Annotated in this window: 14 protein-coding genes; 1 reads left to right on the top strand and 13 read right to left on the bottom strand. The window is 62.7% G+C overall.

Annotated elements, in window-relative coordinates:
- Positions 1-3: 3 nt before the first annotated feature.
- The 6 genes from C7I84_RS24685 to C7I84_RS24660 form a co-directional block, all read right to left on the bottom strand.
- Positions 4-1,140, bottom strand: coding sequence for a trans-sulfuration enzyme family protein (locus tag C7I84_RS24685; RefSeq protein WP_245428595.1), 1,137 nt, complete (start codon positions 1,138-1,140; stop codon positions 4-6).
- A 101-nt stretch (positions 1,141-1,241) separates the two neighbouring features.
- Complete coding sequence (locus tag C7I84_RS24680) at positions 1,242-2,138, bottom strand: LysR substrate-binding domain-containing protein (RefSeq protein WP_106774884.1); 897 nt, start codon at positions 2,136-2,138, stop codon at positions 1,242-1,244.
- Positions 2,139-2,147: 9 nt separating this feature from the next.
- Positions 2,148-3,047: an ABC transporter permease subunit gene (locus C7I84_RS24675; RefSeq protein ID WP_425351395.1), complete on the bottom strand. Its 900-nt coding sequence runs from the start codon at positions 3,045-3,047 to the stop codon at positions 2,148-2,150.
- A 23-nt stretch (positions 3,048-3,070) separates the two neighbouring features.
- Complete coding sequence (locus C7I84_RS24670; RefSeq protein WP_106774882.1) at positions 3,071-4,090, bottom strand: ABC transporter permease; 1,020 nt, start codon at positions 4,088-4,090, stop codon at positions 3,071-3,073.
- Between the two features lie 153 nt (positions 4,091-4,243).
- Positions 4,244-5,926 (bottom strand): ABC transporter substrate-binding protein, encoded by a 1,683-nt coding sequence (locus tag C7I84_RS24665; protein ID WP_106774881.1) that lies wholly within the window; start codon positions 5,924-5,926, stop codon positions 4,244-4,246.
- A 97-nt stretch (positions 5,927-6,023) separates the two neighbouring features.
- The gene (locus C7I84_RS24660) at positions 6,024-6,911 is read right to left on the bottom strand and encodes a phytanoyl-CoA dioxygenase family protein (RefSeq protein ID WP_106774880.1); all 888 of its coding nucleotides are present in this window, start codon (positions 6,909-6,911) and stop codon (positions 6,024-6,026) included.
- Positions 6,912-7,001: 90 nt separating this feature from the next.
- On the opposite strand from C7I84_RS24660, the gene C7I84_RS24655 reads away from it, so the two are divergent.
- A complete protein-coding gene (locus C7I84_RS24655) occupies positions 7,002-8,042 on the top strand; it encodes a LysR family transcriptional regulator (protein WP_106774879.1) in 1,041 nt (346 codons plus the stop codon).
- A gap of 80 nt (positions 8,043-8,122) precedes the next feature.
- On the opposite strand, the gene C7I84_RS24650 is transcribed toward C7I84_RS24655, so the two are convergent.
- Genes C7I84_RS24650 through C7I84_RS24620 form a run of 7 tightly spaced genes read right to left on the bottom strand, consistent with a single transcriptional unit; the run spans position 8,123 to position 14,129 of the window.
- The gene (locus tag C7I84_RS24650) at positions 8,123-8,623 is read right to left on the bottom strand and encodes a flavin reductase family protein (protein WP_106774921.1); all 501 of its coding nucleotides are present in this window, start codon (positions 8,621-8,623) and stop codon (positions 8,123-8,125) included.
- A gap of 21 nt (positions 8,624-8,644) precedes the next feature.
- Entirely contained in the window at positions 8,645-9,940 is a 1,296-nt protein-coding gene (locus C7I84_RS24645; protein WP_106774878.1) for an LLM class flavin-dependent oxidoreductase, read from the bottom strand.
- A gap of 6 nt (positions 9,941-9,946) precedes the next feature.
- Entirely contained in the window at positions 9,947-10,708 is a 762-nt protein-coding gene (locus tag C7I84_RS24640) for an ABC transporter permease (protein ID WP_106774877.1), read from the bottom strand.
- Positions 10,705-11,502, bottom strand: a complete 798-nt coding sequence (locus C7I84_RS24635; RefSeq protein WP_106774876.1) for an ABC transporter permease — start codon at positions 11,500-11,502, stop codon at positions 10,705-10,707. Before C7I84_RS24635 ends, C7I84_RS24640 begins: the two co-directional genes overlap by 4 nt.
- The gene (locus tag C7I84_RS24630) at positions 11,499-12,512 is read right to left on the bottom strand and encodes an ABC transporter substrate-binding protein (RefSeq protein ID WP_106774875.1); all 1,014 of its coding nucleotides are present in this window, start codon (positions 12,510-12,512) and stop codon (positions 11,499-11,501) included. Before C7I84_RS24630 ends, C7I84_RS24635 begins: the two co-directional genes overlap by 4 nt.
- 50 nt (positions 12,513-12,562) lie before the next feature.
- Positions 12,563-13,342, bottom strand: coding sequence for a class II aldolase/adducin family protein (locus C7I84_RS24625; protein ID WP_106774874.1), 780 nt, complete (start codon positions 13,340-13,342; stop codon positions 12,563-12,565).
- Positions 13,343-13,361: 19 nt separating this feature from the next.
- The gene (locus tag C7I84_RS24620; protein ID WP_425351394.1) at positions 13,362-14,129 is read right to left on the bottom strand and encodes an ABC transporter ATP-binding protein; all 768 of its coding nucleotides are present in this window, start codon (positions 14,127-14,129) and stop codon (positions 13,362-13,364) included.
- Positions 14,130-14,432: the final 303 nt, after the last annotated feature.

The raw sequence follows: 14,432 nt of genomic DNA, 5'->3' as shown, positions 1-14,432 counted from the left end.
CGGCTAGCGGACCCGCAAGGCCGCAATCCCGGCCGCGCGTGACAAGGCCCGGTCGAGATCGCACTTCAGCGCGGCGACCTTTTCGAGACCGATGTGAAGGCGCAGGATGTACTGGTCTTTCGGCCATCGATCGACTGACCGCTCGCCGTGCGGATATGCGGCAGCAAGAAGGCTGTGCGGACTTCCCCAGCTAGCGCCGATCTTGAACACCTCGAGGCCGTCAAGCATGCGCCGAATGGCGTCGAGCGAACCGTCATGAAGCACGACGGAGAAAAGGCCGTTGCCGCCGCGAAAGTATTTCTGAAACCTTGCGTGCCACCGATCACCGGGGCGAGCGGGATTGATCACCTCCTTGACCGCCGGATGACTGCTTAGCCATTGCGACAGTCCGAGCGCCCGGGCCGCATGATCGCGCAAGCGAGTGTCGAGTGTGAGCAGCCCCCGCATCACCAGATAGGCGTCATCGGAGGACACGCCAGCGCCCAGGCCGGCAACAAAGGCCTTGAGCGTGCGGTACATGTCCTCCGTGGCAACGGTGATGGAACCCATGCAGAGGTCGCCGGCGCCGGCAGCATATTTCGACAGTGCGGTGCAGCAGATATCGACGCCATGCTCGAACATGGATGAGGCGCCAAAACCCCAGCTGTTGTCGAGAAGGACGAGCGCACCGGCGGCATGGGCTTCAGCGGCGATGGCCGCGATATCCTGGATCTCCATCGTGTAGTAACCGGGCGATTCCAGGAGCACCAGCCGCGTTTGCGGCTTGAGGTACGCCTGCACGGAACCTGCGTCCGACGGAATGTATTCGACGTCGATGCCGAGGCGCACAAGCGCGCTCGTCGCGAAGGCTCGCGAGCCGCCATAGGCGGAATCGGTGATGATGATATGGTCGCCGGGTTTGCACAGCGCCAGTATGACATGCGTGATTGCCGCGAGCCCTGATGGAACGACGATCGCCCGATGCCCGCCCTCAATCGCGGCGATGCGTGTCTCCAACTCGCGGGTCGTCGGCGTTCCGTAGAGCCCATACATAAACCCGTCATAGAGCTGGGACCCTCGGGCCAGGAATGCGTCGGTGTCCTTGAACAGAACGGTCGATGCGCGATGCACCGGGGGGTTCAACTGCATGAAATCAGGCAAAGCTTCTCTCCGGACGACGGACGCGCGTCAGCATGGCGCATGCTATTCGCCAGGCTTCACGCCGGACAATGTAGGCAAGGTATGCTTGGTATAATGAAAAGTTATGATGCCTGGGGCTGCGCTGAACGGGTCTCGAGCAGGCAATCGATGAATTCCCGCACGAGCAGCGATTTCTGTCGATCGAGCGGCAAGATCAGAAGGACACGCACGATGATCTTCGGTTCGAAGCGGCGCACGACAAGGTGCGAGATATCCGCACCACCGGTCGCACCTGGGCTGACAAAACCGACGCCGATGCCTTGCGATACGAGCGAGCAGATCGTCGAGGAGTAAGTGGTCTCGACGGCGATCTTCGGCTTCACGTTCGCGGCGGCGAAGGCTGCATCCAGCTGCTGCCGCCAACGATCCTCCGGAACGTAGGTGACCAGCGGAACTTCCGCCAGGTCCGCCGGCTCGATAACCTCTTTGAGAGACAGCGGATGTCCCTTCGGCATCAGACACGCAACCCTGTGGGTCGCAAACGGCTGCGCGTGAATCCCCGAGGTGTCGATCTCGTCCGCCGCAAGCCCGACGTCGAACTGCCCGGATGCGATCCGGTCGCGAACATCACGCGACCACAACACATGCAGCGTTACGCGGATGTCGGCGTGCTTCTTCTGGAAGGTCGAGATTGCCTGCGGCACGGCAGACGAGCTGAGGGCCGACAGGCTGGCGATCTTGATCTCCCCGGCTCCCTGGTCACGTATCCAGGCCGCGCTCGATCGCAAGGTGTCCAGGCCGCGAAACGAGGCCTCGACATCCCGGAAGAACAGCCGCGCTTCGGGCGTCGGAACAAGCCGGTTGTGAATTCGCGCAAACAGAGAGAACCGCACCGACTTCTCGAGGTCGGCGATGGCGCGGCTAACAGCTGGCTGGGTGATGCCCAAGAGGTCGGCCGCATGGGAGGCCGTGCCTGCCCGCATTACCGTCGCGAAGATCTCGACTTGCCGATGATTCATGCTCGCCTGTCATGCTCTGCTCAGCCGCGGATCCAGCGCGTCCCTCAGACCGTCGCCGATAAAGTTCACGGCCAGAACCATGATAAGAATAGCGAGCCCCGGAAACGCTACAACCCACCATGCGCGCAGGATGAACTCCCGCGATTCCGCGAGCATCGCGCCCCATTCCGGCGCGGGCGGCTGAGCGCCAAGACCGAGGAAGCTCAATCCTGCAGCCGCCAGGATCGCCGAAGAGAAGACGAGGCTGGCGTGGACGATGACGGGCGCAAGACAGTTCGGGAGAATAGCGGTGAACATGAGCCGCAAGGGACCGGCTCCTGCCATACGACTGGCGATGACATAGTTTCGGTTTGCCACCACCAGAACCTGGCCGCGCGTGATGCGGATAAATTCCGGCAAATAAGCCAGCGCTATCGCAATCATCGCATTGGTGAGGCTCGGGCCTAGAACGGCGACGACGACGAAGGCGAGCAGAAGCGAGGGAAAAGACCAGAGGATGTCGGAGAGCCGCATGATGATCTCCTCGAGCCACCCCCGGAAATATCCAGCGACGAGGCCCAGAGCGACCCCAAGGGTGAGCGAGAGGGTTAGGACACAAAAGCCGACGTAGAAGGAGAAGCGGGAGCCGTGCATCAAGCGGGAAAGAAGATCGCGACCGACGGCGTCGGTGCCGAGGAGAAATCGCGCCGAGCCTCCGTCCTGCCAAACCGGAGGCTGAAGGCTGTGCTGGCGGAACTGCATAATCGGCGAGTGGGGAGCGATGAGATCGGCAAAGACCGCTACGAACAGGAAGACCAACAGGATGGTCAAGCCCACCATCGCGCTTAGGTTCTTTCGAAAAAGGAGCCAGAACTCCCGCAAAGGTCCAGCCTGCATCAGTGCAACCGGCTCGCCTGAGCTGCTTACTATGGGTTCACGAGTGTCCTTTGCCGTCATGAGGCACCTCCCGCGCGAATCCGAGGGTCGAGAACGCCATAGAGGACGTCGACCGCGAAGTTGACCAGGATCAGGACGAGCGCGATCAGCAGTATTCCGCCCTGGATGACCTGATAGTCGCGGCTGAGGATCGCCTTAACGATCCACGTACCGATGCCCGGCCAGGCAAACACCGTCTCCGTCAGGATCGCGCCGGCCAGCAGCCCACCCATCGTCAGACCGACGACCGTCGTAACGGGGATGAGCGCGTTGCGCAAAGCATGAACGACAACCACCCGAAACTCGCTCAGGCCTTTCGCCCGCGCCGTCCGCACGTAGTCTTCGTTCAGAACCTCCGCCATGGCGGACCGCGTCTGCCGCGCAAAGATGGCTAGCGGAATGATCCCCAAGGTCACAGTGGGGAGGATGAGATGGTTCAGCGCCGACCAGAACGCCCTCAAGTCGCCCCCGAGGAGGGTATCGGCAAGCATGAAGCCGGTGGTGGGTGTCGGAAAGTACAAGACGGATATGCGGCCCGAAACCGGGGTCCAGCCGAGATAGCCTGAAAAAAAAGTGATGAGGATCATGCCCCACCAGAACACCGGCATCGAGAACCCGACGAGCGCCGCACTCATCAGGCCGAGGTCGATCGCAGTCCCCCTGGCAAGCGCAGCGATCATTCCGGCAGGCACGCCGAGAAGGAGCCCAAAGCATGTCGCTGTCAGAGCCAGCTCGATGGTTGCCGGGAAGTAGCTCATAAACTCGCTCAGCACGGGCTGACGGGTAAACGCGGAAATCCCGAGGTCGCCGCTGAAAAGGCCTGCGATGTAGCGAAAATACTGCTCCCAGAGCGGGCGATCGAAGCCAAACTGTATGATGAGCTGTTGATACCGCTCCTCCGAGATCTCTCGCTCTGCGGGCATCAGCAGGAGGATGGGATCGCCGGGTATGAGGCGAATGAGAAAGAAGGTTGCCAGCGACACGCCGAGCAGTGTGAAAAACGCCACGGCGGCTCTGCCCGCTAAGTACCTCAACACAATCTAGAACCTCCAGGCGGTGGCTTAAGCGGTAGCGCCGGTTCCCTCGCCGCTACGGAATTGTCAGATCGTTGCTGACAACTGCCTTGACACGTCGAGGCGGCCTTGGCCGCCTCGACGTTGCCGACGTGTGGCGGGGGAGATGCGATCACGTCATGGTTTGATTGAAACGCCCCAGAAGGCCTGGCCGCCCAGCGTGTGAATCTTATAGTTTTGGACGTTCGAACTCACCACCTGGAACTCGATTGGATTTGCCAGCGGGAGAACCGGAAGAACCTCGCGAAAGCGTTTCTGCAGGTGCGCGTAGATGTCGGCCGATTTTTCTTTATCAAGCTCGACTTTGCCCGCCTGATAAAGGCGCTCGATCTCTTCGTCGCATACGGTCGACCAGCCCCCGCAACTGAACATGCCGTCGACGGCAGCATTGGCGTGGGGGTAGTCCATGTTCAGGCCGCTGAATGCCATGTACGCATATTTGGCGTCACGCCGCTTCTGTCGAAGCTCCGCCATGTCCATCGCGATGATATTCACCTTCACGCCGACCTCGGCGAGGTCTGCCTGGACGAGTTCGGCGGCGCGCTGGGAATTCGGCATGTAGCTGCGGTTCAGCGGAGCGAGCCAAAGCTCTATAGTGAAGCCGTCCGGATAACCCGCTTCAGCGAGCAACTGCTTGGCCTTCTCGACGTCGCGCGAATAAGGCTCCAGTTCGACGAAGCCCGGGATTGGCGGAGGTACAAATGAAGTCGCCACTGTTCCCGTCGCACCGCCAAACACGGCCTCGATAATCGCCTGTTTGTCGATTGCATGGGCAAACGCCTGACGCACCTTCATGTCGCCCATCGGGACGCGCTGATCGGCATCGCTGAATGGAAGCAGCGGGCAGTAGAGGAGTCCGGTGGACGTACCCGGCACGGTGGCGAGCGCCAGCCCTTCCACAGGGGTGCTCACAAGGTCCAGGACATCCGCGGCGGATGGGTCGATCAGGATGTTGCATTCGCCTGCTTTGACCTGAGCAAGTCGCACGGTCGGATCGGGCGTGACGACAACCACGAGGTCGTCGACAAGAGCCCCGCGAGAAGCGTCGCCCTCCTTGATCGCCCAGTAATCGTCGAACTTGGCGAAACGGGTCATGACCTCCTTCTGGAAGGCGACAAACCGGAACGGCCCCGTACCAATGGGCTGCAGATCCACTTGGTCCGGTGTGCCCGCATCCTTCATCGCTTCGCCATACTGGGCGCTTTGGATCGACACCGACTCCGACGCCATCTGTTCGAGAAAGACCGCGGTCGGTTTGGCAAGCGTGATCTGCAGGGTGTAGTCGTCGACTTTCTTCATCTCGACGATGTTCTTGTCTATCTTTGTATAGTCAAAATACTGGCTTCCCACGCCAACGCCATGGAAGAAATGGTTGGGGTCCCGGTAGCGATCGATCGTGAAGATCACGTCGTCGGCATTGAAGTCACGCGTCGGGGTGAACAGCGGATTGCTGTGCCACTTCACCCCTTTTCGCAAGTGGAAGGTGTAGATCAGGCCATCTTCCGAAATCTCCCACGACGTCGCCAGCCCCGGCACCAGCTTTGTTCCACCGCGCTCGATTTCCACCAGGCGATTGTGCATGGCGTTCATTACGTCGACGCTGGGGGTAACCCATTGCTGGGCAGCGTTCAGGTTCTGCACGCTGCGCGGCGTACAGACCACGAGCGTCTCGGCGCTCGCCGTGGATTGCAGACCAGCTGAAATCAACGAAGTTAGAGCTCCGGCTATAAATGTTCTCACGAGATTCATGGGTTCAGCCTCTCTGGAATGGATGCGCCGCGCCCAGCGCTTCGCATCCATCAAGCCTTGATGAGGTCGCTGGTACCGACCCCATCAATACGCTGCACCTGGGCCTGCAAACACAATGCATCCGCGGTTATGGCATTATGCACAAACCTTATAGTACGGACGTCCAAGCCGCCACGCTGGCCGCAGTGCGCTCCCAGAGAACTGGAAATAGCGGGTGATCCATCGGCGCGCCGGGCTTTAGCTCGTCGTCAAGGCCGGGAAATGGTGGTGACGTCCGCCATTTGCGCGGGGCATGAGTGATGTCGTCGCCAAGGAAGCGAACCGAGAGTACCCGCCGACGGCCGCTGCCGACGCCGGCGGCCGCGTGCAGCGTCAGCATGTGGAAGAACACCACGTCACCTGGTTCCAGTTCCCAGCCGAGGATATTAAATGCAGATCGGTCGGCCTCGATGTCGGGGAGGTCCGACAACGTCCCTTCCGGGAACCATTTCGCCTCGCTTGACATGAACGAGCGCGGCATTAGCCAAGGCCCCTTGTGCGTGCCGGCGACGAATTCCAGGGTTGCGGCGCGCGACACCGGGTCCATGGGCGCCCACATGCTGCAGTTCTGCAGCCCGTCGATGTTGTAATAGGGCTGGTCCTGGTGCCAGGGCGTCTTGGCGCGTGTGTTGGGCTCCTTCACCAACAGATGATCGTGATAGAGCCGCACCGTTTCAGCGCCCATCAGCAGCCCGGCCACGGCGCCCGCGGCCGAATTGAAGATGAAGTCCCGGTATGCGGGAATATCCTGCCAGTTGCAGAAATCCTCGATGAAATAGCCCGGGTCGTCCGGACGGCTGGCGACACTCGCCCTCGGACTGGGATTGGCCATGTTTTCTGCTATCCCCTGCCGGCATAATTCAACTTCGTCTGGACTGAGCAACCCTCTGACGCAAATTGCTCCATCCCGTCGGTAGGCATCGATGGCGGCTTGCGAAAGTCGGGGTTTCGCCCGTTTCGTCGCTTCGGCAATGGCACGGCCGCTTTGTTCCTGCATGCTGATCTCCTCACTGTCTATTGGCCAACCTGAGGGATAGGCAATTGGAACATTAGGCTGTAATTAAATCTGGACAATCAATCATAGCCAATGCCTATACCGTACACATTCCGTCAGCTCGAGTACTTTGTCGCCGGCCACGGCAGCGTCACCGCTGCAGCGACTGCCTGCAATGTCTCCCAGCCCTCGGTGTCCGTCGCGATTTCTGAGCTTGAGATCGCTTTGGGGCGTACCCTCTTCAAGCGACAAGCCGGACAGGGGCTTGCCATTACACCGGCCGGGCGGCGCCTGCTGACACAGGCAAAGACCATCCTGGCTGATGGATATCGTATTGCGAGGGGCGAGCACGACAGCGTCTTAGCTGGGGAGATCGCAATCGCTTGCTTCAGGGATCTCGGATCGATTTATCTTCCAAAGATGCTCACCAATTTTGCAAAGAGCGCACCAAATATTTCGTACCGGCTCAGCGAAGGCGATCTGGCAGAGGTCCGCGCCCAGATTCTCGACGGGAGATGTGACCTCGCCATCACATACGACATCGAACTAAAGTCGCACGGTATTGCCAGAACCGTTATCGACCGCCTGCCACCATACGTGTTGCTCCCACGCGATCATCCGCTTGCCATGTCGACCCAGATCAACCTGCGTGATCTCTCCTCCGACAGGGTGGTGATCGAGGATTTTCCAATCACCCGAGAGTATTTCGAGAACCTGTTCCGAAAGCACGGAGCGACGCCGCGGAACATACAGATGGCACCGAGTTTCGAGATGCAAAGGGGGCTGGTCGCCAACGGCTGGGGCGTAGGGCTTTCGTGCGTGCGACCGAGGCCCGACTTCAGCTCCGATGGGACCGAAATGATCTGCCTTCCGATGGAGGTGTCGGAACCTGCACAGTTTGTTGTGCTGGCCCACCTTGGCGAGAAGACGCTTTCAATTCCGGCCAGACAAATGGCGCTTGCTGTGGCTGAAAGCTCACAGCTAGCCCGGACCGTCAAGCCCGGAGCTGCATCCCCGGACCAGATCGAAATCGACAGCGACGATGTCCGCAGCTCGGGCGACGGTTTGCGGCGGCCATCAGCGCCGCGATGCAGCCCGAAAATCTGCAGGCTTCAGACAAGAACCATGCGATAAGGTCAACAAGCAGCCGAACTTCGGCTGAATTTTGAGCGCTTTTTGCTTCAAAACAGCCGGTATCTTCCGCGGCGGATGAATTAGCTGTTGTTCCAGGCCACATACCGGCGAGAGTAATAGAGCAAGGCGGCTTCCTGGTCGCTGCTGCGAAGATCGATCACCCGGCCGAACAGGACGCGATGCGTGCCCTCGTCGAACGCGTTGGCAAGCTCGCATTCGAAGCTCACCAAGGCGTCCTCGAGCACGGGAACGCCGGTCCTGCCCTCCACCCAACGCCCTGACGAGAAGCGCTCGGTCATGGAGGTCTTGCCGCCGAACAGATCGGACAGGGCCTCATGCGAGGGGGCAAGCGTGTTGACGCTGAAGAAGCGTGCGCGATCGAAGGCCGGGAAGCAGGAGCTGGTGCGATTGATGCAGGCCAGCAAGGTGGCCGGCGCATCGCTCACGCTGCATACGGCCGAAGCCGTGAACCCGAAGCGACCGTCTGCCGTGCGTGTCGTGACGATGTTTACCGCTGCTGCCAACCGGGCCATGCCGTTTCGGTAGTCCGCGCTCTCCACCGTCTGGAAGCGATGTGTCATGATGCCCACGTTGGCCCCTCCTCAGATGCGGGCCGGACGTTCCAGGCCCATGCGGTCGCGCAGCGTCGTACCCTCGTATTGCGTGCGGTACAGATCGCGCTCCTGCAGGATCGGCACGACGAGGTCGACGAAATCGGTGAGGCCCGCCGGGAAGTGCGACGGCATGACGTTGAAGCCGTCGGCAGCCCGCGTCGTGAACCAGGTCTCTAGCGTGTCGGCCACATAGTCCGGCGTGCCGCACAGGACCCAGTGGCCGCGCGCCGCCGCCATGAGGTTGTAGACGTCGCGCAGCCGCATGTTCTCGCGCTTGGCCTTGTCGAGCATGACCCTAGCGAATGCGTGGTAGTTGTCGGAGGGCACGAGGTCGTCCGGGATCGGTCCGTCGAGATCGTAGACGCTCATGTCGACGCCGAAGCGGTCGCTCATGAGCGCCAACGCGTTGGTCTCGCTGATGAAGCCCTGGAGCTCGGCGAGTTTGTCATGCGCCTCGCGCTCGGTGCGCCCGACGATCGGCATTACGCCGGGCAGCACGACCATGGACTCCTCACTGCGGCCGTATTTCGCAAGCCTGTCCTTCACCGAACGGTAGAAGGCGCGGGCTTCGTCGAGATCCTGCGTGACGGAGAACACGACGTCGGCCGATTTTGCCGCGAGCTCCTGGCCGGGCCCCGAGCCGCCCGCCTGCAGGATGACCGGCTGGCCCTGCGGCGAGCGGCCGATGTTGAGCGGTCCCTTGACCTTGAAGTGCGTGCCTTCATGGTCGAGCGCGCGCACCTTGGCGGGATCGATGTAGATGCCCGTCTCGCGGTCGGCGACGATCGCGTCGTCGGCCCAGCAGTCCCACAGGCCGCGCACCACGGTCAGGAATTCCTCGGCGATCTCGTAGCGTTTCGAATGGTCGGGATGGACCGTGCCGAAATTCGCCGCCGCCGCCGGATTGGCCGTCGTCACCGCGTTCCACGCGGCACGCCCGCCGCTCAGGTGATCGAGCGAGGCGAAGACCCTGGCGACGGTGAATGGGTCGCAATAGGTTGTCGAGACGGTCGCGCCGAGCCCGATATGCTGCGTCGCGCCGGCAATGGCCGAAAGCAGCGTCAGCGGCTCCAGCCGGGCGGTGTAGGAAGGATGGGCGGCCGGGTCGGCATTGAGGTTGTCGCCCACGAAGATGAGATCGAACAGGCCACGCTCAGCCTCGACCGAGATCTGCCGGATCATCCCGATGTCCTGGAAGCTGTCCATCGCGCCGGGCACGCGCCAACCGGCGACATGGCTGCCGGTGCCGAGCAGGAAGAGGCCGAAATGCATCTTGCGTGTCATGCTATGCTATCTCCAGAAGACGTAGCGGCGCTCGACGAAGCTGATGGCGCCGAAGAAGGCGAGGCTGATGGCCGACGCCACGATGATGGCGGCCCAGACCTTCACGAAATCGACCTGCAGCACCGCCTGGTAGATCACCCAGCCGAGCCCGCCATAGGCGCCGAGCATCTCCGTAACGATGGCTACGATGACGCTGCGAACGGTGGAGACGCGCATGCCGGCGATGATGAGCGGCAGCGCCGTCGGCAGGCGCAGCCGCCACAGCACCGCGAGCCGGCCTGCGCCGAAGGAACGCAGGAGGTCGACCGACTTGCGATCGACGCGGTCGAGGCCGGCGATCGTGCTGAGGAAGATCGTAAAGCTGACGGCGATCGCCACCATCACGACCTTCGAGGCCATGCCGATGCCGAACCACAGCAGCACCAGCGGCGAATAGGCGACGACGGGGACCGAATTGATGGCGGTGGCGAGCGGCACGACCACGCTTCGGGCGCTCGGAACCATCGTGACCAGCACCGCCGCCGCCATGCCGGCAAGGCAGCCGATGGCATAGCCCGCCAGGGACTCGGTCGCGGTGAAGCGGGCAGCCGCAAGCAGCGACCCGGCATCGTTGGCAAGTCCCGCGAGGATGCTGCTGATCGCCGGCAGCACATAGGCAGGCAGGTCGAGGCCGCGCGCGCAAAGCTCCCAGACGACGGCGACCAGCAGCGCGCCGCCGATGCCTCGGGAAATCTGCCTGGCGCTGTCGGAGGAAATGGAAGCGGTCATTGCTCGCCTCCCCAGAAGACGATCCTGCGCTCTGCAAAGGCGACGACGCCGTAAAGCCCCATGCCGAGGCAGGCGGAGACGACGATGGTGGCCCAGATGCCGGCGACGTTCTCGTTGTACATGGCCTGGAGGAGAAGGACGCCGAGGCCGGTGGTGTCGCCGAACCACTCGCCGACGATCGCGCCGACGAGGGCGAGCGAAGAGGCGAGCTTCAGCGCCACGAAGAGCTGCGGCAGCGCGGCGGGCAGATAGAGCCTGCGCAGGATCTGCGCATCGTCGGCGCCGAAGCTGCGCATGAGTTGCACCTGGCGGGGATCGACGGCGGAAAAGCCGAGCAGCGTGTTCACGGTCACCGGCAGGAAGCTGATGTAGAAGGAGATCACGGCCTTGGCGAGCAGCGTGTTGCCGAACCACAGGACGACGACGGCGCCGAAGGCGATGACGGGAATGGTCTGCGAGACGACGAAGAGCGGAAAGAACATCTCCCGCAGCAGCACCCAGCGATGGAAGACGACGGCCATGACGACGCCGAACAGGCTGCCGGCGACAAAGCCGAGCACCGTTTCCAGGAAGGTGCGCCAGAGGCCGGCGAGATAGGCGCCGGGCGTCGCCATGATCGTCGAGGCGATCACGCTCGGCCGCGGCAGGTAGTAGGAGCGGATGCCGAAGACTACGACGATCGCCTCGACAAGGACGACTGCGGCCACCAGCCAGACGATCGGCTTGACGACCGCGCCGAACCTGCCCGTCGATGCGACGGGCAGGTTTCCTGCAACGGAGGCAGCCCCGCTCATAGGCGCCTTTCCTCGAGGGGAATGCTCTCGATGAAGCTGGCGTTGAACGCGGCGTCGAGTTCGACCGGCTTCGAGATCACGCCGTATTCAGCGAGCAGGTCGTTGGCGGAACCGACCGCTGCCTTGTCGATGGCGAAGAGCCCGTCGGTCGAGCCCTTGCCGGCGGTCATCAGCGTCCTCACTTCCCTCAGCATGAATTCCTGCTGGGCGCGGTCGAGCGTCGGCGAGATCTTCATGATGATGTCGATCGCCTCGCTTTCATTGGCGAAGGCCTCCCTCCAGCCCTTGACGCTGGCGCGCAGGAACTTCTCGACGAGTTCGGGCTTCTCGGCCGCCGTCGTCTCCGAGACGATCAGCGTGTCGCGCGGGAAGGAGACGCCGCTGTCTTCCGGCACGAAGAGGTTCAGGTTGTCCTTTCCGACACGCTCGTTGATGACATAGAGTTCGTTGTGGCGCGTCGCCGTGACGACGTCGACCTGCTTGTCGACGAACGGCGTGACCGAGACCTGCTGCGGCTGGATGTCCACGTCGGAGGGGCTAACGCCCACCTTGGAGAGCATCGCCGACAGCACGTGGTTGGCGCCGGTGAACCAGGTGGTGGCCGTCCTGCCCTTGAAGTCGGCGACCGACTGGACCGGGCCGTCCTTGTGGGAGACGAAGACGAACGGCGTGACCTGGTGCGCGACGCCGATGCAGACGACCGGCAGGCCCTTGTCGCGCGCCGCGAACACGCTGTCGGTGCCGCCCGAGAGGCCGAACGTGTCGGCGCCGGTCGCCACCAGGTTCTCGGTCAGCAGGTTCGGCCCGCCGGGATTGATGGTGAGGTTGATGCCCTCGTCCTTGTAGTAGCCCTTTTCCAGCGCGACGTAGAAGCCGGCGAACTGCGCCTGTGTAAGCCATTTCAGGCGCAGGCTGGCATCGACCATATCCTGCGCGACGGCGGGGACCGGCGCTTGAAGACCGATAGAGGCGGCCGCGAAGGCCACGAGGAACGTGCGTCGTTTGAACATGGAACCCTCTCTGTTGGTTTTTCGTCGTTGTCGTCGTCCTCCGCCCGGAACTATTGCCGGTAGTCCGCGCCTTCCCTGTCGAGCTGCCGCAGGAAGGCCGGCCACTCGCGCTCGCCGGCGATGAGGATGTCGCCCTTGTTCTCCCAGAACTGGCGCGCCGCCTTTTCGCAGACATCGTGCGGCGGCACGATAAGCCTGGCGCCGGTTGCGGCGGCGGCCTGGAGGTCGAGCTGGATGCGAGCGGCGCGCTCGAAATAATAGAGCAGCATGAAGGCTTCGCCGGGCGTGCGGCCGACCGTCAGGATGCCGTGGTTGCGCATGAGCATCACCCGGTTGTCGCCGAGGTGGCGAATGATCCGCTCCTGCTCGTCGAGATCGATCGCCACGCCCTCGTAGCCGTGGAAGGCCTGGCGCTTGTAGAAGCGCATGGCGAACTGGCTGAGCGGCAGAAGCCCCTCCTCCTGGCAGGAGACGGCGACGCTCGCGTCGGAATGGGTGTGAAGCACGCAGACCGCGTCGTGGCTCGACTTGTGGATCGCCCCGTGGATGACGAAGGCCGCCTTGTTGACGGTATGGGGCGTGTCGTCGAGCTTGTTGCCGGCGATGTCGATGCGGACCAGGCTGGAGGCGGTGATCTCCTCGAACAGGAAGCCGTAGGGGTTCAGCAGGAACTGGTCCTCGTGGCCTGGCAGCCGCATGGAGATGTGGTTGTAGATCAGATCGTCCATGCCGAGCCGCGCCACCATGCGATAGCAGGCGGCGAGATCGACGCGCGCCTTCCATTCGCCTTCGGGGATGTGGGCGGGGCGGCCGAAATAATGGTCGTTCATCGTCGGTTCCTCGTCTCTGTCAGCGGCCGGCGACCTGGAAGGATTTCATGCTTTCCTCCTCGATCGCCTCGAGCAGGGTCTTCTTCAGGGCGATAAATTCGGGGGAGGTCACGATGTCGGCCTTGCGCGGGCGCGGCAGGTCGACGGCCTGCTCCAGCTTGATGCGGCCGGGGCGTGCGGTCATCACCAGCACCCGGTCACCGAGGAAGATCGCCTCGTCGACGTCGTGGGTGATGAACAGCACCGTGCGCTTGTGCTTCTGCCAGACGTCGAGCAGCCAGCGCTGCATCATCGTGCGCGTCAGCGCGTCGAGCGCGCCGAACGGTTCGTCGAGCAGCATCAGGTCGCGCTTGAACAGGAAGGTGCGCATCAGGGCAACGCGCTGGCGCATGCCGCCCGAAAGCTGGTTGGGATATTGCGCCTCGAAGCCGGCAAGGCCGAATTCCGGCAGCATGTCCATCGCCAGCCTGCGCGCCTCGGCGCGCGGCATGCCCTCGACCTCAAGCGCCAGGATCGCATTGTCGATGACGTTGCGCCACGGCAGCAGCAGATCGCGCTGCGGCATGAAGGAGACCTTGCCGAGCAGGTCGGAGGCCGTCGAGCTGACACCCTTCAGCCGCAGGATGTTGCCCGGATCGGGCTCCTCCAGGCCGGCGAGAATGTTGAAGAGCGTGCTCTTGCCGCAGCCGGACGGCCCAACGACCGTGACCAGCTCGCCCGGCCGGATCGAAACCTCCAGATCCTGCAGCGCCTTGACCGCGCCGAAGGTCTTGGAGATTTGCCGCAGCTCGATGAGAGGCCGCTCGTCGGCCGCATCCTGCTCCGGGACGGTGCCCGGCACGACCTTGCCCCTCGTGGGCGCGCGGCCGTTGGCCAGTCCGCCGGCGCCGGCGTGGGCGCCATGGAAATATCCTTCAACCAGCGTCACGTTGCCTCCGCCATGCTGACTATCCTCACGTATGCAGTTTTCGTCACTGAGGATACAGGCAAGCCGCGTGCCAAGCAGCGCTCTGTCGCCATGACTGGCGGGAAATGACCCCTCCTGCTCATCGCTAGCGTCACATCGGCCTCCTCAAACCGCTGAAAGTCG

Source organism: Kumtagia ephedrae (assembly GCF_003012745.1).
Classification (GTDB): domain Bacteria; phylum Pseudomonadota; class Alphaproteobacteria; order Rhizobiales; family Rhizobiaceae; genus Kumtagia; species Kumtagia ephedrae.
The sequence above is the reverse complement of the archived record's forward strand: the minus strand, read 5'-3'. Positions and strand labels throughout refer to the sequence as shown.

Coding starts and splice junctions, on each gene's coding strand:
- C7I84_RS24680 (WP_106774884.1), bottom strand. CDS start 2,138: ATGAATCATCGGCAAGTCGAGATCTTCGCGACGGTAATGCGGGCAGGC.
- C7I84_RS24665 (WP_106774881.1), bottom strand. CDS start 5,926: ATGGATGCGAAGCGCTGGGCGCGGCGCATCCATTCCAGAGAGGCTGAA.
- C7I84_RS24660 (WP_106774880.1), bottom strand. CDS start 6,911: ATGCAGGAACAAAGCGGCCGTGCCATTGCCGAAGCGACGAAACGGGCG.
- C7I84_RS24655 (WP_106774879.1), top strand. CDS start 7,002: ATGCCTATACCGTACACATTCCGTCAGCTCGAGTACTTTGTCGCCGGC.
- C7I84_RS24650 (WP_106774921.1), bottom strand. CDS start 8,623: ATGACACATCGCTTCCAGACGGTGGAGAGCGCGGACTACCGAAACGGC.
- C7I84_RS24645 (WP_106774878.1), bottom strand. CDS start 9,940: ATGACACGCAAGATGCATTTCGGCCTCTTCCTGCTCGGCACCGGCAGC.
- C7I84_RS24640 (WP_106774877.1), bottom strand. CDS start 10,708: ATGACCGCTTCCATTTCCTCCGACAGCGCCAGGCAGATTTCCCGAGGC.
- C7I84_RS24635 (WP_106774876.1), bottom strand. CDS start 11,502: ATGAGCGGGGCTGCCTCCGTTGCAGGAAACCTGCCCGTCGCATCGACG.
- C7I84_RS24630 (WP_106774875.1), bottom strand. CDS start 12,512: ATGTTCAAACGACGCACGTTCCTCGTGGCCTTCGCGGCCGCCTCTATC.
- C7I84_RS24625 (WP_106774874.1), bottom strand. CDS start 13,342: ATGAACGACCATTATTTCGGCCGCCCCGCCCACATCCCCGAAGGCGAA.